Source organism: Candidatus Rokuibacteriota bacterium (assembly GCA_030647435.1).
Taxonomy (GTDB): Bacteria; Methylomirabilota; Methylomirabilia; order Rokubacteriales; family CSP1-6; genus AR37.
This window is the reverse complement of sequence record JAUSJX010000097.1, coordinates 15,035-33,510: the sequence shown is the minus strand read 5'-3', so window position 1 is coordinate 33,510 and position 18,476 is coordinate 15,035. Positions and strand designations below refer to the sequence as shown.

General features: G+C 69.3%; 19 protein-coding genes. 8 read left to right on the top strand and 11 right to left on the bottom strand.

Annotation, left to right across the window (positions count from 1 at the left end):
* Positions 1-2 precede the first annotated feature (2 nt).
* The 6 genes from Q7W02_17005 to Q7W02_16980 form a co-directional block, all read right to left on the bottom strand.
* A complete protein-coding gene (locus tag Q7W02_17005; GenBank protein MDO8477858.1) occupies positions 3-734 on the bottom strand; it encodes an ABC transporter ATP-binding protein in 732 nt (243 codons plus the stop codon).
* A gap of 63 nt (positions 735-797) precedes the next feature.
* Complete coding sequence (locus Q7W02_17000; protein MDO8477857.1) at positions 798-2,126, bottom strand: ABC transporter substrate-binding protein; 1,329 nt, start codon at positions 2,124-2,126, stop codon at positions 798-800.
* A gap of 92 nt (positions 2,127-2,218) precedes the next feature.
* Positions 2,219-2,842, bottom strand: a complete 624-nt coding sequence (locus Q7W02_16995; GenBank protein ID MDO8477856.1) for a methyltransferase domain-containing protein — start codon at positions 2,840-2,842, stop codon at positions 2,219-2,221.
* Positions 2,818-3,471 (bottom strand): HAD family phosphatase, encoded by a 654-nt coding sequence (locus Q7W02_16990; protein ID MDO8477855.1) that lies wholly within the window; start codon positions 3,469-3,471, stop codon positions 2,818-2,820. Before Q7W02_16990 ends, Q7W02_16995 begins: the two co-directional genes overlap by 25 nt.
* A gap of 14 nt (positions 3,472-3,485) precedes the next feature.
* Positions 3,486-4,115 (bottom strand): DUF1054 family protein, encoded by a 630-nt coding sequence (locus Q7W02_16985; protein ID MDO8477854.1) that lies wholly within the window; start codon positions 4,113-4,115, stop codon positions 3,486-3,488.
* A gap of 12 nt (positions 4,116-4,127) precedes the next feature.
* Entirely contained in the window at positions 4,128-5,606 is a 1,479-nt protein-coding gene (locus Q7W02_16980) for a M81 family metallopeptidase (GenBank protein ID MDO8477853.1), read from the bottom strand.
* A 60-nt stretch (positions 5,607-5,666) separates the two neighbouring features.
* Here Q7W02_16980 and Q7W02_16975 point away from each other — a divergent pair, with 60 nt between their 5' ends.
* From Q7W02_16975 to Q7W02_16950, 6 genes are all read left to right on the top strand, one after another.
* Positions 5,667-6,029: a cupin domain-containing protein gene (locus Q7W02_16975; GenBank protein MDO8477852.1), complete on the top strand. Its 363-nt coding sequence runs from the start codon at positions 5,667-5,669 to the stop codon at positions 6,027-6,029.
* Positions 6,030-6,097: 68 nt separating this feature from the next.
* Entirely contained in the window at positions 6,098-7,060 is a 963-nt protein-coding gene (locus tag Q7W02_16970; protein MDO8477851.1) for an NAD-dependent epimerase/dehydratase family protein, read from the top strand.
* A complete protein-coding gene (locus tag Q7W02_16965) occupies positions 7,057-8,553 on the top strand; it encodes an ABC transporter substrate-binding protein (protein MDO8477850.1) in 1,497 nt (498 codons plus the stop codon). The genes Q7W02_16970 and Q7W02_16965 overlap by 4 nt, the downstream gene beginning before the upstream one ends.
* 10 nt (positions 8,554-8,563) lie before the next feature.
* On the top strand, positions 8,564-9,508 hold the full coding sequence (locus Q7W02_16960) for an ABC transporter permease (protein ID MDO8477849.1): 945 nt from the start codon (positions 8,564-8,566) through the stop codon (positions 9,506-9,508).
* A 79-nt stretch (positions 9,509-9,587) separates the two neighbouring features.
* Positions 9,588-10,424 carry an ABC transporter permease gene (locus Q7W02_16955; GenBank protein ID MDO8477848.1) on the top strand — a complete coding sequence of 279 codons (837 nt, stop codon included), beginning with the start codon at positions 9,588-9,590 and terminating at the stop codon, positions 10,422-10,424.
* Positions 10,425-10,461: 37 nt separating this feature from the next.
* Positions 10,462-11,196, top strand: coding sequence for a fatty acid desaturase (locus tag Q7W02_16950; GenBank protein MDO8477847.1), 735 nt, complete (start codon positions 10,462-10,464; stop codon positions 11,194-11,196).
* 51 nt (positions 11,197-11,247) lie between these two features.
* Here the strand turns inward: Q7W02_16950 and Q7W02_16945 are convergent, their stop codons facing one another.
* The 5 genes from Q7W02_16945 to Q7W02_16925 all read right to left on the bottom strand — a co-directional run bounded on the left by Q7W02_16945 (position 11,248) and on the right by Q7W02_16925 (position 16,139).
* Positions 11,248-13,419 (bottom strand): glycosyltransferase family 39 protein, encoded by a 2,172-nt coding sequence (locus Q7W02_16945; GenBank protein MDO8477846.1) that lies wholly within the window; start codon positions 13,417-13,419, stop codon positions 11,248-11,250.
* A gap of 12 nt (positions 13,420-13,431) precedes the next feature.
* Positions 13,432-14,376, bottom strand: a complete 945-nt coding sequence (locus Q7W02_16940; protein MDO8477845.1) for a class I SAM-dependent methyltransferase — start codon at positions 14,374-14,376, stop codon at positions 13,432-13,434.
* 96 nt (positions 14,377-14,472) lie between these two features.
* A complete protein-coding gene (locus Q7W02_16935) occupies positions 14,473-14,694 on the bottom strand; it encodes a hypothetical protein (protein ID MDO8477844.1) in 222 nt (73 codons plus the stop codon).
* A gap of 13 nt (positions 14,695-14,707) precedes the next feature.
* Positions 14,708-15,421: a hypothetical protein gene (locus Q7W02_16930; protein ID MDO8477843.1), complete on the bottom strand. Its 714-nt coding sequence runs from the start codon at positions 15,419-15,421 to the stop codon at positions 14,708-14,710.
* Positions 15,411-16,139 (bottom strand): hypothetical protein, encoded by a 729-nt coding sequence (locus Q7W02_16925; protein ID MDO8477842.1) that lies wholly within the window; start codon positions 16,137-16,139, stop codon positions 15,411-15,413. The genes Q7W02_16930 and Q7W02_16925 overlap by 11 nt, the downstream gene beginning before the upstream one ends.
* 135 nt (positions 16,140-16,274) lie before the next feature.
* Between Q7W02_16925 and Q7W02_16920 the strand changes: the two genes are divergently transcribed.
* Both Q7W02_16920 and Q7W02_16915 read left to right on the top strand, forming a co-directional pair.
* Entirely contained in the window at positions 16,275-17,777 is a 1,503-nt protein-coding gene (locus Q7W02_16920) for an oligosaccharide flippase family protein (protein MDO8477841.1), read from the top strand.
* Positions 17,778-17,821: 44 nt separating this feature from the next.
* A complete protein-coding gene (locus Q7W02_16915; protein MDO8477840.1) occupies positions 17,822-18,475 on the top strand; it encodes a winged helix-turn-helix transcriptional regulator in 654 nt (217 codons plus the stop codon).
* Position 18,476 lies beyond the last annotated feature (1 nt).

Below are 18,476 nucleotides of genomic sequence, written 5' to 3'. Positions count from 1 at the left end.
GCTCACGCGAGGACCACCTTTTCGCCGAGGTACGCTTCGATGACCTGCGGGTGCTCGGCGATCTCGAGAGGCGGTCCCTCGGCGATCTTCTCGCCGTGGTCCAGCACCACGATGCGGTCCACCACGCGCATCAGGGTCCCCATGATGTGCTCGACCCAGACGATGGTGATCCCGAGGTCGCGGCGGATGCGCTTGAGCATCTCGGCCGCGTCGTGCATCTCCGACGGGTCGAGCCCGCCGAGGCTCTCGTCGGCCAGGAGCACGCTGGGGCCCGTGGCGAGCGCCCGCGCCAGCTCGAGCTTCTTCAACCCGCCGGCGCCCAGCAGCGTGGTGGCGGCTAGAGGGTCGGTGGGGAGGCCGACCAGCTCCAGCATCTCGCGCGCCCGCTGGCGCGCCTGGGCCTCGGTGTTCGGCTGGTTGGTGCCGTAGTGGGCGGCGACGGCCACGTTGTCGAGGATGGAGAGCTTGCGGAACGGGCGCGGGATCTGGAAGGTGCGGGCGATGCCCCGGTGGCAGATCCTGTCGGGCGTGAGGCCGCCGATCTCGTCGCCGCGGAATCGGATGGCGCCCGCCGTCGGCGGCAGCGCGCCCGACACGCAGTTGAAGAGCGTGGTCTTGCCGGAGCCGTTGGGACCGATCAGCCCGAGGATCTCGCCCTCGTGCACCTCGAAGGACACCTGGTTGAGCGCGGTGAACCCCCCGAAGCGCTTGGTGACCTTGGTGACGGTCAGCATGAGGCGGGCAGCGTGCGGGCCGGGGGGTGGTGCTCTACCCCCCGGCCCGCGAGGAGGCTCAGGTCAGCGAACCGCAAGCGGCGAGGACGCCGGCAGCGGCAGGAGGGGCTGGGCGGTCGCCACGGTCTTGGGGAACACCAGCTCGAACTTGCTCTCGATGATCTCGAACACCGCTGGGAAGGCGCGCTGGTTCTGCCCCGCGAAGCGGTGGCCCGGCGGGTTGAACTTCACCCCGTAGCCCTGCATGGTGCCGCCCTCCGGGATGTCGGTGTCCCGGGCCGCCTTGGCCAGCGCCTCCGGTCCGAAGCCGCCGTACTTGGTGATCGCGCGCGGCACCACATCGTTGAGCAGGATCCACATGTTGTTGAAGCCCATGGAGACGTGAGGCGCGATGGCGCGATCCGCCACGTCCTTGTCGTACAGCGCCTTGTAGCGCTTGACCATCTCGGCCGTCAGGTCGCCCACGCCCGGCTTGAGCTTCTTGGGATCGAGGAGCTGGGAGGCGATGGGGTCGAGGGTGTGGAAGCCCTCGATCTCCTTGGCGCCGTAGGCCTCCTTCAGCTTGTCGATCTGGCTGTGGCCGGCGCCGTGGCCGATATACGCCCGCAGGCGGAGCCCCTGCTCCGTGGCCTGGCGGAGGAAGAGCGCGATGTCGGGGTTGTAGCCCGTGTGGAAGAGCACGTCGGGCCGGACCGACCGGAGCTTGGTCACCAGCGACGACAGGTCGGGCGCGCTGATCGAGTAGCCTTCCTTGAGGACCACGTTGAGCCCCAGCTCCTTGGCCTTGAGCTCGTTGCCGAGGGCCACGTCGGTGCCGTAGGCGCCGTCCTCGTGGATGATGGCCAGCCGCAGCTCCTTGGCCGGCTTCTTGAACTTCTCCTGCGAGTACTCGTTGATGTACTGGACGGAAAGCGCGCCGAACTGGTCACCGGTGGGCTGCGGGCGGAAGGTGTACTGCAGATTGCGCCCGTCGAAGACCTTGGACGAGATCGCCGTGGTGATCCAGAGGAACTTCTTCTGCTTGTCAACGCGCTCCGCGATGGGGACGGCGTGCGCGCTCGAGTAGATGCCGGCCAGGATGTCCACCTTCTCGACGCTCAGCAGGCGCTCGGCCTCGTTGATGGCGACCTCGGTCTTGGACTGACCGTCACCGTCCACCTGGACGATCTTGTACTTGCCCGCCACGCCGCCCCGCTCGTTGATCAGGTCGATCATCATTTTCGCGCCGCGCCAGCAGTTGAGCGAGCCGCCGGCTGCAAAGGGGCCCGTGTGGTCGTAGAGCAGGCCGATCTTGATGGTCTGGGCCTGGGCGTCGGCCAGGTCGCGTGGGGCCAATCCGCCGCCGACACCGGCGATCAGCAGCAGAACGAGGACGATACGGAAGACCTTCATACTCGTGCCTCCTTTGGCTGTGAACATGCGAGCGGGCGCTCCGAGGCCGTCCCGAAAAAAGTGCCCAACCCTAGCACGCCCGCAAGGGTGAATCAACCGGCGCGGCGCTCGGCCAGGACGAGCCACTCGAGCCCGCGGCGGCGCTCGGGCGAGGCAGGGGGAGACCCCGCTTCGACGATGTCGAAGAAGGGTCCGAGGGCGGCCTCGATGCCCGGCCGGGAGACCGGGAAGGGTGGGCCGTCCGTACCGTCCTTTAAAGGGTAGAAGCAGGCGAGGAGCGTGCCCCCCGGCTTGAGGATGTCGTGAAGCGTGCGCGCGTACTCCGTCCGGCGGTCGGGGTCGATGGCGCAGAAGCAGGTGTACTCCCAAACCGCGTCGAAGAGACCGCCGTGGTCGGACGCCAGCGTGAAGACGTCGCGCCGCTCGAAAGCGGCCGCGAGCTGCTCGCGCGAAGCCAGCTGCCGCGCTTCCGTCACTGCGGCCTCGGCGAAGTCGAAGCCCGTGACGGCAAAGCCGTGCCGCGCGAGCAGCCTCGCGTCATGACCCCGTCCGCACCCGGGAACGGCGACGCGCGCGCCGGGTGTGAACGGGCGGCCCGAGGCGAGGCAGGCCTGGAGCGAGGGAGCGGCTTCACCGAGCTCCCAGCCGTCCTGCCGCTCGGCGTAGAGCCCTTCCCAGTAGGCGGCCTCGCTTACCCGGCTGCGAGGCTCTTCCATTCGAGACCCTCGAAATCGGCGATGGTCCGCTCGGCCCCGGCCTCCCGCAGCTCCATCTCGCTGTGGGCGGTGGTGACGCCGACCGCGCGCATGCCCGCGCGCCGCGCCGCCTCGACGCCGACCAACGAGTCCTCGAAGACGATGCAGGCGTCGGGCGGGACCCTGAGCCGCGCGGCCGCCAGCTCGTAGACCTCCGGATCGGGCTTTCCCAGCGTCACGTCGTCGGCCGTCACGATGACGTCGAAGTGGCGGCGGAGCCCCACCCCCACGAGCAGCCGATCCAGGTCGAAGCGCGAGGCCGAGGTGCCGACCGCGCGCGGAACGCCGAGCCGCGAGAGCGCCGCGACGAAATCCCGGACGCCGGGCACCGAGACGACACCGCCGCGCGAAAAGTCCACGTAGAGGTCGCGCTTACGCCGCGCGAGACGCCGGGCCTCGTGCTCCGGGACGCGGCGGCCGAGGAGCAGCGGCACCGCCTCCTCGCTCGGGCGGCCGATGGTGAGGCGCCAGTACTCCGGGTGCGCCGGCTCCTCGCCGAGCTCGGCGAGGAGCGCCTGCCACGCGGCGCGGTGGTGGACGCCCGAGTCGATCAGGACGCCGTCCATATCGAAGATAGCGGCCTCAGTCATCTGCGCGGATGACATCACTTGAGCCGGTACAGCGGCGCGAGCAGTTGGAACGTCTCGCGCGCGGCGCGGACGTAGTCGCGGGGCTTCCACCCTGCGGCCTCCTGGGCCGGCACCGCGCGCCCCAGCACCACCTGGCCGTCGCGCGTGCGCGTGAGCTCGTCGCCCAGCCTCGCGACGTGCTCGGGCGGCAGGTCGGCCAGAACGGCCGCCGGCGCCTCGTCGTGCTCGTTCTTGAACCAGGCGAGCCCCTTGGCGCGCCTCAGGACGGGCGCGAGCTTGGGCCCCTGGCGCTTCCATGCCGACGCCCAGCGCTTCTTGCCGGCGTGCTCGGGGCCCGCTTCGAAGAGGAACCGCACGGCGCCGCGCGAGACCGCCACCTTGAAGTGGCAGTGCTTCTTGTAGCCGCGCTTGTCGAGCGCAAAGGCGACCCACGTGTCATTTGGAGGATTGACGGTCCGGCGCGCGTGTCTGGCCACGTGGGCGAAGGCCGCGTCACCGGCGATGCGCGCGACGTCGGGCAGCAGGTCACGGCCGATCGCCTCGAGCTTGGGGCGGATGCGCGACTTGATGGCCTCCATGCGCGGCTTGAAGCCCTCGATGTCGAACACCTTGAAGTCGGCCGGGGTGAAGCCTGGGAACGCCATGCCGGGGCCTCCTCAGCGGTACGTCGTGTCCGGATCCAGCGGGAAGATCGGCCGCCGGATCCGCTTGAAGTCGAAGCGCGAGAGGTTGGAGGAGGACAGCCCCGGGGCGTCCACCTCGATGATCTCGCTGGCGATGGGCTCGAAGGCGGCCCGGTAGTGGATCGTGGACTTGACGACGAGGATCTTGTGATCGAGCGGGTCGATCCCGACGAGGCGGATCATCTCGGGGTCGAGGGTCTGCCAGCGGTACGAGATCAGGATGACCTTGACGTCGTTGACGTCGAGGACCGCCGTCGTGCCGAGCCGGCCGGGCAGCCCTCGCGCCATGGGCCCCTTATGGACGAAACGGCCATCGGAGAGCGTACGGACCATGCCCGTCACGCGGAGGGGCGCGCCGTGCCTGTCGTCCACCTTGCCTCCAACGTCGAGCGTCACCGAGGCGCCGGCGCCCACCTTGACGCACAGGGCGACGGCCGTAGGGTCCCAAATGCAGGCGACGACCGCCGAGCGGGCGCCGACCCGCACCAGCTCTCGCAGGATTTCCGTGCCGTCGCCGGCGGCGCCCCCGCCGGTGTTGTCGGCCATGTCGGCCAGCACGATCGGCTTGCCGGGGGCGGCGAGCGCCTTGGCGACGGCCTCGCGCACGGGCAGCGCCGCGTGGATGAACTCGTGCCGGTGTGTCCACGCCGTATCCGCGAGCCGGTCAGCCAGCTGGTCGGCCAGGCCCTGGTCGTCGTCGGTGAGGACGTAGACGCCGAAGCCCGCGTCCGGGATGTCGGCGTGCGGGAACCCGGCGAAGATGGAGATCGAGATGACCTTCGGGTCCTTCTCCATCTCGGCCGCCAAGTCATAGAGGCGCCGCATCGGCCCGCGCGCCGTCCCCTGGTTGCCGAGCGGCGGCAGGAGCGGCGGCTTGCGGAGCGCGGCCGTGGGCTTCAGACGCTTGCCGATGATGTCGATCAGTTGTTCGGTCGCCTCGACCCCGCGCTCGGCCATGTCCACGTGCGGGTAGGTCTTGTAACCGTTGAGCAGGTCGGCGCCGCGCACCATGCTCTCCGACAGGTTGCCGTGGAAATCGAGGGTGACGGCGATCGGCACGGCGGGACCGACGGCAGCGCGGACGGCCTCGATGAGGTCGCCCTCGCCGTCATCCAGCCCCTCCGGCACCATGGCGCCGTGGAGATCGAGCAGGACGCCGTCCACCTTCCCGGCCGCCTTGAGGTCACGGAGCATCCGCTCTTTGACGTGCCCGTAGATGTCCTTCGTGACGAGCCCGGCCGGCGAAGCGGCCGCGGCGACCGACGGGACGAGCGTCGCCCCGCGGCGGGCGGCCGCGTCGATCATGCCGCCGATGCAGGTGCCCGTGTCGCGGAACGCCTCCAGGATCTCGCCGCCGTAGTGGAGATTGCGCGCCTCGAACTGGGCGCGGCCGGTCGGGAGGTTGCTGAAGGTGTTCGTCTCGTGGGACATCATCGCCAAGAACAATCTCACCGGGCTCTCCTGTACAATGTCTGCCTCTGGCGTCGCAACCTATCCGACAAGGAGCGTGTCATGGCCGACAGCGAGCACTTCCACAACCTCAAGCGGGGCGGCATCCCGCGCCAGCTGGCCGAAGGACTCTCGGCGCGCGTCTTTCCCGGCGAGCACCTGATGCTCTCCGTGGTCGAGATCGCGCCGGGCTCCGTCTCCCCCGTGCACGCGCACCCCAACGAGCAGTGGGGCGTCTGCCTCGAGGGCGAGTGGGTCCGCGTCCAGGACGGCGTCGAGCATCACGTCAAGGCCGGCGACTTCTGGCAGACGCCCCCGAACGTGCCGCACGGCGGGCGCGCGCTGCCGGACAAACGGGCCGTGGTGCTCGACATCTTTTCACCGCCTCGCGAAGAGTACAAGAAGGCAGGGTCTGGGTACAAGTGAGCATACGCGCCCGCGATCCGGCGCGTTTGACAACTTCCCCGGGCGGCCACCATAATCGGGCGCTCGCTATGATGTCATCCTCTATCTACCTCGTCACCGGCGGAGCAGGCTTCATCGGCTCGCATGTCGTCGAGCGCCTGCTCGCGCAGGGGCACCGCGTCCGCGTGCTCGACAACTTCTCGACGGGCAGCCGGGCCAACCTCGCCTTCGCGAAGGGGAACAGGCGGCTCCAGATCATCCGCGGGGACCTCAAGAGTCTCGCGACCGTCGAGCGGGCCGTGCGCGGCGTGACGGCGGTCTTCCACCAGGCGGCGATGCGCTCGGTGCCGCGCTCCGTCGCCGACCCGCTCGGCGCCAACGCCTCGAACGTCACCGGGACGCTCCACGTCCTCGTCGCCGCGGCGCGCCAGAAGAAGAAGCCGCGCGTGGTGTACGCGTCCTCGTCCTCCGTGTATGGCGAGAGGCCCGATCTCCCCAAGCGGGAGGACCAGGCGACCGCGCCCATCTCGCCGTACGCCGCGTCCAAGGTCGCGGGTGAGCTCTATGCGTCCGTCTGGAGCCGGCTCTTCGGGGTCGAGACGGTGGGCCTGCGCTACTTCAACGTCTTCGGCCCGCGGCAGGACCCCGAGAGCGAATACGCGGCCGTCATCCCGCGCTTCATCCTCTGGGGCAGGCAGGGCAAGCCGCTCCAGGTCCACGGGGACGGGACGCAGTCGCGCGACTTCACGTACATCGACAACGTGGTCTCGGCCAACCTCCTGGCGGCCGCGGCGCCGGCGGCGGCGGTCTCGGGCAAGTCCTACAACGTCGGCTGCGGCAGCCGGACGAGCCTGCTCGAGATCATCGCCTCGATAGCACGTCTCCTCGGGCGCCCGCTGACGACGACGCACCAGCCGACGCGGGTCGGCGACGTGCCGCACACGCTGGCCGACATCAGCGCGGCCAAGCGCGACATGGGCTACGAGCCCCTCGTGGATTTCGGCGAGGGGCTCAGGCGGACGGTGGACTACTTCACGGAGGGGACACGATGACAATGCTGCGCGGCCTCGCATTGGCCCTGCTGGCGCTCCTGCTCTCGGCGGTGCCGACGGCGGCCCAGGGCGCCCTGACGGTGCAGGTGTCGACCGAGCCGCCCGGGCTGGACCTCACGACCAACCCGTCCTCGGCGATCGCCGGCGTCGTGTTCTACAACGTCCAGGAAGGGCTGGTGAAGGTGGACCGGCACGGCAAGCTCGTGCCCTGGCTCGCCGAGCGCTGGTACACGACCGACAGCAAGAACTACACGTTCTTCCTCCGCAAGGGAGTCCGTTTCCACAACGGCCGCGAGATGAAGGCCGCCGACGTCAAGTTCGCGCTGGACCGCGCGGTCAACCCTGAGACCAAGCACCCCTACCGCGTCCAGTACGAGAACATCCAGGACGTCATCGTCAAGGACGACTACACGATCAGCGTGACGCTCAAGCGGGCCGAGGCGAACTTCCTCTGGACCGTGGCGCGGCAGGGATCGGTCATCTACCCGAGAGAAGCGGTGGACAGTCTCAAGGCCCAGCCGGTCGGCACGGGCCCCTTCACGGTCGCCGACTGGGTGCGCGGCGACCGCATCGTGCTCGTGAAGAACAAGGACTACTGGCAGAAGGGGCTGCCGCGCCTCGACAAGGTGACGTACCGCTTCATCCCCGACCCCAACTCGGCGCTCGCGGCGCTCAAGTCGGGCGACATCGACGTCTCGGCCTTCGGCCTGGGCCCGGAGAACGTGGACGCGCTCAAGAAGGACGGGCGCTTCCAGGTCATCCTGGGCGACATGACCAACGACGTCACGCTCAGCATGAACAACTCCAAGAAGCCCTACTCCGACAAGCGCGTCAGGCTCGCCGTCACCCACGCGATCAACAAGGAGGAGGTGCTCAAGGGGGCCATGTTCGGGTACGGCAAGATCCTCGGCTCCAACGTGGACCCGCTGAACCCGTACTACGTGGACGTCTCCAAGCGGGTGTCGTACGACCCGGCCAAGGCCAAGAAGCTCCTCGTCGAGGCGGGCTACCCGAACGGCTTCGAGGCCACCTTCAAGGTCGCGTCGCAGTATTACTACACGGTGCGGAGCGCCGAGGTCGTCGTCAACCAGCTCGCCAAGGTCGGGATCCGGGCCAAGATCCAGCAGATCGAGTGGGGCCAGTGGCTCGCCCAGGTCTTCTGTCTCAAGCCCTGCGAGAACCCCGACTACGACATGTCGATCATCGGCCACGCGGAGGCCTGGGACATCGGGAACTTCGCCAACCCGAAGTACTACTTCCGCTGGGACAACGCCGACTTCCAGGCGCTGTTCAAGGAGTCCGAGGTGACGGTAGACGACAAGAAGCGGCGGGAGCTGTACGTCATGATGCAGCAGATGCTGGCCGACGAGGCGCCGGCCGTATGGCTGTACATGCACCCGCGCCTGGTCGTGACCAAGAAGGGCGTCACGGGCATCTGGAAGGACCTGCCGGTTCCGTCCCTCGACCTCTCCGAGGTCGGCTGGCAGAAGTAAGAGGAGCGGGTTGCGCCGCTACGTCCTGAGGAGGGTGGCCGCGATGCTGCTCACCCTCCTCTTCGTGTCGCTGCTGGTCTTCATGGTCGTGCGCGTGCTGCCGGGCGACCCCGCGCTGATCATGCTGGGCATCGAGGCCAGCCCGGACGCCGTCGCAAAGCTTCGCGAGGGCCTCGGCCTCAACCGGCCCGTGCCGGTCCAGTACGCGGAGTGGGCGGGCCGGGCCGTTCTGGGCGACCTCGGCCGCTCGATCCAGTACGACGTCCCCGTGGCCGGACTCATCGTGTCGCGCCTCTCGGTGACGCTGCCGCTCACCCTGATGGCGGCGGCGCTCATGGTCGCGGCCGCCATTCCCCTCGGCGTCTTCGCCGCCACGCGCCATCGCCGCTGGGGTGACTACGCCGCGATGACGCTCTCCCAGCTCGGCATCGCCGTGCCGGGCTTCTGGGCGGGGCTCCTGCTGATCCTGCTCTTCTCGGTGAAGCTCGGCTGGTTCCACGCAGGCGGCTTCGACGGCTGGGGACAGGGCGTGGGCCACGCGCTCAAGTCGCTCCTCCTGCCGGCCGTGGCGCTCGGGCTTTTCCAGTTCGCCGTCCTCGCCCGCACCACCCGGTCCGCGCTCTTGGAGGTGCTCCGCGAGGAGTACGTCAAGACGGCGCGCGCCAAGGGCGTCGCCGAGGGCGCCGTGATCTTCCGCCACGCGCTCAAGAACGCCATGATCCCCATCCTGACCGTGGCCGGCGTGCAGCTGGGCCAGCTCATGGCGGGCAGCATCATCCTGGAGTCCGTGTTCTATCTGCCGGGGCTGGGCCGGCTGGCCCTGGGCGCCATCAGCGCGCGCGACCTGCCGGTGGTCCAAGGCGTCGTCCTCTTCGTCGCCTCGGCAATCGTCGTGATCAACGCCACGGTTGACCTGCTGTACGGGGTCCTGGACCCCCGCATTCGCTATGAATGAAGCCCCTCAGCCTGACCCTCTCCCCACAGGGGAGAGGGGATCGGAGAGGCTCCCTCTCCCTGGAAGCGAGAGGGCAGGGGTGAGGGTCCGTCGCCCGTGGCGGCGCGCGCTGAGGCACGTGACGTTCACGATGGGCCTTTCCATCACGGCGCTGCTGCTGCTCACGGCGGCGCTGAGCCTGGGCTACACGCCGCGCGACCCGCTCGAGATGTCCATGGAGGCGCGGCTCCAGGGCCCTTCGGAGGCGCATCCGCTCGGCACGGACCAGTTCGGCCGCGACCTCCTCTCGCGGATCATGGTGGGAGCGGTCACGGCCATCCTGGTGGGCGTCATCGCCGTCGGCATCGGCGTGGGGCTGGGCGCATTCCTGGGTATGCTCTCCGGCTACTTCGGCGGCTGGCTCGACGAGGTCTTCATGCGGCTCATGGACGCGGTCCAGGGCTTCCCCGCCATCCTGTCGGCCCTGCTCATCGCGGCCGTGTTCAAGCCGGGGCTCGCCATCACCATGGTCGCCATCGGTGTCAGCTTCCTGCCCATCTTCGCGCGATTGACGCGCGCCGCCTTCCTCGAGCTGAGAGACCGGGAGTTCGTCCTTGCCGCCCGCGCGCTGGGGGCGGGAGATGCCGCCGTCATCGGGCGCCACATCCTGCCGAACACGCTCGCTCCGCTGATCGTCCAGGCGTCCATCAGCTTCCCGGTCGCCATCCTGGCCGAAGCGGCGCTGTCCTATCTCGGACTCGGCACCCAGCCGCCGAACCCTTCGTGGGGGCTCATGCTCAGGGAGGCGCAGGCCTTCCTCGGCATGTCCCCCTGGTTCGCCGTGTTTCCGGGTACCGCAATAGCCTTGACTGTGCTAGGGTTGAACTTGCTTGGCGACGGGCTCAGGGATCTCCTCGATCCAAAGATGATGAGCTAGCGCAGGCTCTTGACCTCATTGCAAAAGGAGCCCCTTCGTGCTGAAAGCGATGCTGGCAGTAGCTCTAACGGTGGTCGTGACCCAGGCCGCCGTGCTCGCGACGTCGATCTACCTCCACCGGGGTCTGGCGCATCGCGCGCTGACCCTGCACCCGATCGCTGACTTCTTCTTCCGGATCATCCTGTGGATCACCACCGGCCAGGATCGTCGCCAGTGGGTCGCCGTCCACCGCAAGCACCACGCCTTCACCGACACGGAGAAGGACCCGCACAGCCCGCTCGTCCACGGCTTCTGGAAGATCCAGCTCGGCAACGTCTACTATTACATCCGCGAGGCGCGGAACGCGGAGACGCTGGCGCGCTGGGCGAAGGACATCCGCGAGGACTGGTGGGACCGCCGGATCTTCTCCAAGGGAACGCTTGGCGGCATCCTCGGACTGATCCTGGCGATGCTGGTCCTCGGTCCCGCGTGGGGCATCTTCGTGGTCGCCGCCCACCTCGTCCTCTACGTCTTCGTGCTGGCGCCCTCGATCAACGGGCTCGGTCACTGGTGGGGGCGGAGGAACTTCCTGGGCAACTCCGCCACCAATATCCGGCTGCTCGCCTGGCTCACCGGCGGCGAGAGCCTGCACAACAACCACCACGCCTACCCATCGAGCCCGAAGTTCAGCGTGCGGCGCTTGGAGTTCGATCCTTCGTGGGTGGTGATCAAGGTGCTGGCGGCCGTGCGGCTCGTCACCCTCGTGGGCGACAAGGTCAAGCTGACCTCATAGGCCGCTGTCGCCGCTCTGAGGTTCAAGAAGCCCCGGCATTGCCGGGGCTTCTTACTTTTCGCCGATCTCGATGTGTCCCCGCAGGATGCGCACAGGGGCGAGCGTCACCGGAATCGGCAGGCGCCTGAGCGCCGGGGTCGGGTCGAAGTGCCGCATGATCCAGTCCACGAGAAACCCGGGCATACGAATGCCCCCGATGCTGACCCGCTCCACGATCAGGGTGAAGGGCCGGTCCCGGTCGGCGGGGCCGAAGCGGATGCGCGCCTGGAGCGCCGGGCCAAGACCTGCTACCAGCACCTCCGCCGTCCCGTCGCGGAGCGCAATGGTCATGCCCCGGCCCACCGGCTGCCCGCGCAGGAACATGTCCAGATCTTGTTCCGTCACCGTGAGCCGGCTCACGCGTAGACCCTCGATATCCAGGATCTCGAGCCGGTCCTCTCCCATGAGGCGCTGTGGATTGAGGAGGAGGCCGTCGACTTCGAGCCTGACATCGCGCACACGCAGGGGTGCGCGGCGGGGCCGGTTGAACTCACCAATCAATACCGAGTCGGCCGTGAGCACCGCGCGCTTCACGCTGCCGCGCAGGATCTCCCGTTCCCCGTAGTCGAGGGCGAGCCGAAGGCCCAAGGCCTCGCGCAGGTTCTCGGCAAGCAGGCGCTCCGGATCGCGCGTGAGACGGGCGGCCACGACGGTCGGCGTCGCTCCTGCCAGCGGTGGGATGCGTCGGGCGCGCAGGATCCCGGTGCTGCCATCGGGCAGGGGGTACTCACCCACCACGGGGAAGGCCGAGACCCAGTAGGGATCGCCGCCGGCGAAGGCACGGGTCAGTCGCTCGGGCCGGGCTGCCGCATAGGCCGGCCCCTGGTCTCGGCTCTTGAGGACGACGAAGTCCACTCCGAGCGGGGCGTCGCTCCATGCCCGTGTCATCCGGTAGGGCAGGCCGCGGCGGACGACTTCGTAGCGAAAGTTGGACACGGAGAAGAAGTTGTCGTTGGGAATCACGGCGACCGTCACGGGTCGGCCGCCACTGGCGCGCCCGAGGTCGGCGAGGATTCTGTCGTGCTGCCAGTCGGCTCGGCTCGGCGCCCGGCCCAGCGCCATCGGTAGGATCATGCCGGGCAGCGTTGGCGGTGTCGGCACCTGGAAGAGCGCCATCGAAACCTGCATGGCGGCAAGGGCCACTACCGCTGCGCCTGCCCATCGACGAGCCATGGCCGGCAGGGAACGCAGGCCCACGGCCGCCACCAGGGCGGCGGCCGGAAGGATAGGCAGCGTGTAGCGGAGGTTCTTGTTCTGGATCAGGGAGAAGACGATGAAGGGGCCCAGCGTGGCGAGCCACAGGATCGGCCGCGCGGCTCGATTCCTTCTGAGCGCCCAGAGCCCCCAGAGGAGCAGGAGCGCTGCCAGGACGCCCAGCTGGGTCGGCAGGGTCCGCGGATAATACAGCAGCGCCGTCGCCGTCAGCGGCTCGGGGTTCTGCTGCTCGGCGGCCTGTTTGAAGGAGCGGTTGAGGATCTGCATGGGCAGCCCGAAGAGCCGCGGTCCGTACCAGGGCAGGGCCAGCAGACCACCGACGGCAAGGGACGCCGCCGCCCATGCGAGGCGCCGGCGCCGATCGGTCGAGCGGAGCGCGCGCCACAGGCTCCACGCCAAGGGCGCCGCCACGTAAATCGCGAAGGGCGGCTTGGTCAGCATGCCGAACCCGAGCGCAGCGCCGAACCCCAGCACCCAGCGCGGCTCGGAGAAGTTCTCCGCGCGCACGAGCGAGTACAGCGCCAGCGCCACCATGGCGGCCAGCGGCAGGTCGAGCTGGAAGTTGGTGAGCGAGAAGACGACGAAGGGCGCCGTGGCGAGCAAGAACGCGGCCCAGAGACCCGTTTCGGCATCGGCCAGCCGGCGCCCGATGCCGTAGAGGCAGGCCAGCGCCAGACCGAGGAAGCCCATCATCACCACCTGCGCGGTGAGCGGGGCGATCGGGAACAGGAGGTAGAGCAGGCCCGCCGCGCAGGTCGCGATCGGCGGGTAGAAGGAGGAGGCCTCGAGGATCTCGCGCACGCCCGAGTCGCTGACGATCCGCAGGCTGCGGTAGCAGTCCAACGCGCGCTCGAGGTGGTTGGCGTGGTCCCACTCGGGCGGCCGGTGGTCGATCGCCACCCAGACCCCGGCCGCGGCGGACATCGCGAGCCAGAGCGCGGCCAGCACTACCTGCGGCCGGCGCGTCATGCGCGTGCCGGGCTAGCGCTTCCGCGCCACGGCGGGCTCGATGTGGGCGCCGTCCGTGGTCACTCGGCCCTGGACGATGTCGAAGCGCTTCAGGATGAACTCGAGCGCCGGGATGCGGTCGCGGAGCGCCGCCGCCGTGTCGAGCCCCGTGCCGTCGGAGCGGACATAGTCGAAGACGAGGCAGCCTCCCGGCGTGAGCGCGCGGTGGAGGTGCTGGGCCGCGGCGATCGGGCGCGGCAGGTGCTCGAAGGTCTCGAGGCAGAAGATCGTGTCGTACTCGCCCGGCAGCGGCACGTCGTCGTTGGGCTGGATGGGCACCATGGTCACGAAGCGGTCCGCCCGGAACTTCCACCGCGCGTAATGGAAGAGGAGGTGCGGGATGTCGGCGCCCACCAGCCGAAGGTCGAGGTGACCGTAATAGCGGGCGAGCGACGTCACGATGGGCGCGGCACCGCAGCCGTACTCGGCCACGCGCCCGCCCCGCGGTACCCAGCGCGTGAACGGGTGCACGCGGAGCGGGGAGAGAGCCAGCCGGTACGCGTGCAGGAACAGGTACGAGACCATGCGCGAGTCACGCCAGGCGTCGAGGTGCTTGTCGTCGGAGGCGAGGTCGGGGCGTTCGAGGTGCTCGAAGTAGAGCGTCTGGGCCCGCTGCCGGTACACGCCCGAGAGGAAGTAGAAGTCGTGCGGATGGATCGGACGGTTGCCGAGCTCGCCCATCCAGTAGTCCTGGAACTCCTGGAACCAGTCCAGGCGCAGGTTGGTGTAGACGAGCCGCCGGTGGAGCCCCGTCTTGACCTGCGCGCCGAGCGCGTAGAGCGCGGCCAGGCTCCGGAGGCGGCCGAGCGCGCCCAGCCTGTCGCCGCTCCGTGCCCGGGGGTCGGGCGCCGGCAGCTTCGCGTCCTGCTCCTTGAGCAGGGCGGCCACGTCGGGACGGAAATCGTCGTAGAGGTTCACGCGGCTACCGGCCCAACGCCGCGCACCAGACGCAGTGATCGGAGCTCTTCCGGACTGGGCAGGGCACGTCCCGGAGCTGGAGCGTGTCGCCGGTGCTCATGAGGTGACACTCAGGGGCGCGCCCGTCCGCGTCTCGAAGCGCTCTTGGCAGTAGAGGACATCGCCGAGGCAGCCGGTGCAGAGCTTGCCCGTGTTCTCCTTGCCCGGGAGCGGCCAGCGGCCGGCCGCGCAGGCGCGGCGGAATTCCCCGACGGTCAGCATGGTGCAGTAGCAGAGAATGACGACGTCCTGCGGCTCGGGCCCGGTCCCAGTCGTCATTTGAAGCCAGTCGTCATTTGAAGAAGGTGAAGAGGTGGTCGAAGAGCACGAGGTCGCCCGAGGGCTCCCGCCGGCCCACGACGTAGCCGGCCAGGCGGAACAACGACTTGGTCTCGACGCGGGTCAGGCGCTGGCCGCCGTGCTCGGGGGCGAGCGCCACCTCGGCATGGGCGCGCGGCCCGAGGGCGACCGTCCGCTCGACGCGCTCGGCCCCGTAATAGACGAAGACCTGCGCCTCGGTGGAAGCGAAGCGCCCGAGATTGCCCAGCATCACCGAGTACCGCGCTGCGTGCGGGCCGCGGCGGAAGACGTAGGTGTCGAAGTTGTTGAGCCGCGACATGTCCCCGATCCGGTCGGGCACGCCGCCGAGCGCCGCGCTGACGGCGTAGTAGAGGGCCGGTGTCGCGGAGCCTTTCCGGTGGACGTAGGCGTAGTGGTGCGGCCGGTACGGGAAGGCGCCCTCGTCGTACCGCGCGTCGAAGACCGCCATCACCCGGCCGTGCTGGCGCGCCGTGTGGGCGAGGAGCGCGCCCAGGTCCAGCGTCTCGTCACGGGTCTCCACCGGATGCTCGAGCAAGAGCTTGCCGTCGGCGCCGAAGGCGGAGAGGTCGAGCGACAGGAGCCGTCGCCGCCCCTCCGGGTCGCGCTGGTGCACGAGCTCGACCAGGTGCTCGTAGCCCGGCTCGTAGAAGGTCGCCGACAGGAGCGCCGAGGGGCTACTTGACATGCATCAGCGACAGCGGCCCCTCGAGATTCCGAGAGCCGGCGCCCACCACGTAGAGGTTGAACCAGGCTGCCCCCTCGAGCTTGAGCCGCCACACGACTGTCGAGCTGTCCGCCGCCGGACAGAGGGTCCCAATATCGAGCAGCGTCGACCCCATCGGCGGAAGCCGCAGCAGCCGCGCGCCCAGGGCGCGCCCGTCGCGGCCGGCCACGACGCGCACCCGGTTCGTCGCGTTGGAGAGGTTCATGATCAGCAGGTGCGAGCGGCTGTCGGGGCCCACGTAGGCGTACTGGTGCCGCACGAAGGCCGGGATCGCGCGGTCCACCAGCGCCAGGAGCCCGCCGACCACCGCCAGCAGCAGGCGCCCCCGCAGGGCGTAGCGCTCGACGAACTCGCCCCTGCCGTGGGTCGCCGTGTACGCCTCCCCATCGGAGAGCGTGACGTAGAGATCCGAGTTGATGCGCTCCCCGCTGACCGTCACGAAGCCGCAGTCTCCGGCCGCGGGCTCGAGCGGCAGCTCGACCGCCTCGACCGCGTCCGGCAGCGTCACGGAGTATCGCTTGGCCACGGCGCCGCGGGCGTCGTACTGGACGGCGGAGACCGGAAAGGTGCCGCGGTTGTAGCCGATCTTGAAGCGGGATTCGACATTGCTCAGCACCAGGGCGCACTGCAGGTGCGGCCTGGTCAGCCACGGCAGGTAATAGGCGGGGCGGCGCTCCACGCCCAGGATCCTTTTCGCGAGGTTTCTCAAGCCCATCGGCCAAGAAGCCTATCACGGCCTCGCGTCGTGCCCAAGGAGAGCGCCGCCGAATGACCTTGACCCGTTCCCGGGCTCTATGTTCATCTATTGAACACCGTGGGCCCGCAGGGGAATCTCGGCAGGAAGTCCCTGGTTCTGTTCGCCGGCACCTGGGCCGCCAGCGGCTTCGGCTTCCTCACCACCATCCTCATCGCCCGGCGGCTCGGGCCGGACGCGCTCGGCATCCTGGGCTTCAGCATGGGCCTGGTGGGGACGCTGACCGCCCTCCTGCTTCCCGGGTTCGGCCAGGCTCACCAGAAGCGCGTGGCGGAAGGCGGTGACCTTGGCCGCTGCGTCGGGACCATGGCCGCGCTTCAGCTGGCCATCCAGGGTACGGCCCTCGTCATCGTGCTGGCGGTGGCGCGCTGGGGCTCGCTGGTGATTCCGGCCGGCGTGCCGCTGACGGTGGTCCTCTTCGTCCTCGCCGCCCAGCTCCTGACGAACCTCTCCACCAGCCTGAGCATCGCCTTCGTCGGGCGCGAGTGGGCCGTCGCGCACGGCGCGACCCAGGTGGCGGGCAAGGCGCTGCGCTTCGCCGTCACGGTGGCGGTGCTCGTCTGGGCGCCGGACATCCGATGGGTGGCGGCCGCCCTGCTGGTCGAGGGCTCGACGGAGATCGTCGTGGGCGCCTATATCCTCGTCGTCCGCCGCGGCGTGGCCGTGCGCCGCCCCGACCGCGAGACCCTCGCCTCCTACTGGCGCTACGCGCGTCCGCTGCTCATCACGAGCCCCATCGGGATGCTCCAGGACTCTCTCGATCGCGTCCTCGTCGCGCGCTGGGCGGGTCTGACGGCCGCGGGGTACTATCAGGTGGCGCGGACGCTCTGGGAGGTCCTCGGGACCCTCAACGCCTACCCCTTCCAGCTTCTTCTCTCGCGCTTGTCGCGCCTCTTCGCCACGCCGGGCGCGGAGGCTGCCGCCGAGATCCGACGCGTCTTCGCCTCGGCCATGGACAGGCTGCTCTTCATCGCAGTGCCGGCGGCCTTCGGGCTCTGGGCCCTGCGCGAGCCCATCGTCACGGTCCTCTACGGCGAGCGATTCCTTCCCGCCGTCCTACCGCTGATGGTCCTCGTCCTGGCTGCGTTGGCCCAGACGGCCTTCAACCCCTACCAGTTCGTCATCTACGCCATGGATCAGCACGCCCGCTTCGTCCCGGTGGTCCTGCTGCGCCTGGCCGTCTATCTCGGGGCCATGATCCTGCTGGTCCCGATCTGGGGCGGCACAGGGGCCGCGGCTGTGCGCCTGCTCCTGGTGGTCTTTCCCTGCTGGGTCTTCATCCGATGGACGCGCCAGCTGGCAGGCATCGGCTTCCAGCGGGTGACCGTGACCTATCTGGCCGGCTTCGCCGTACTCGTAGCCCTCAACGAGGGGACCCGGGCTGGCCTGGTGGCCGCCGGTGGCCCTGAGCCGGCGGCCCTGGCCGGGGGGATGGCGGCCGCTCTCCTCGCGTATGCGGGGGTGCTGTGGCTGACCCATACCGGGACGGCCGGGAATCTCCGCTATGCCCGGGAGCTCGTGGACCCCCGCAGGTTCCTTGCCTTCCTCAGGGGGGATGACTAGCCGTTTGACTCGGGCGGGCCCCCTATGTTCATATATTGAACGCCATGGCCATCCAGCGTCAGGTCGAGCGGGAACTGGAGATCCTCACCGCCATCGAGGAGGGCACGCCGCTGACCCAGCGCGTCCTGGCCCAGCGCCTGGGGGTGGCGCTCGGGCTGACCAACCTGTACCTGAAGAGGCTGGCCGGCAAGGGCTTCATCAAGGTCCGCGATTTTCGCACCAAGCCTCTCGCTCGCAAGCGCCTGCGCTACATGCTGACGCCCAAGGGTGTCGCCGAGAAGGCCCGCCTCACCTACGAGTACATGGGGCACTCGCTTCAGCTCTACCGGCGTACCCGCGACAACCTGCGCGGCGCCATGGGGCAGCTGGCCCAGAACGGCATGAAGCGCATCGCCCTCTGCGGCACGGGGGAGGCGGCCGAGCTGGCGTATCTGACGCTCAAAGAGTTCGGGCTCGAGCCCGTCGGGATCTTCGCCGACGGCGGGGGCGGCCATTTCCTGGGATTTCCCGTCCGGCCGGTCTCTGAGCTGCCCGGGACCGACGTCGATGGGATCGTCGTCGCCACGTTCGAGAGACCGGAGCGGCACCTCGCCGAGCTGGCGCGCATGGGCATCCCGCCCCAGAAGTTCCTCACGCTGCGGCGTCTGGCAACTCCCGCCTCGAATGGCGAGGGTCGGCGCGCCGCCAGAAGGAGCTGAG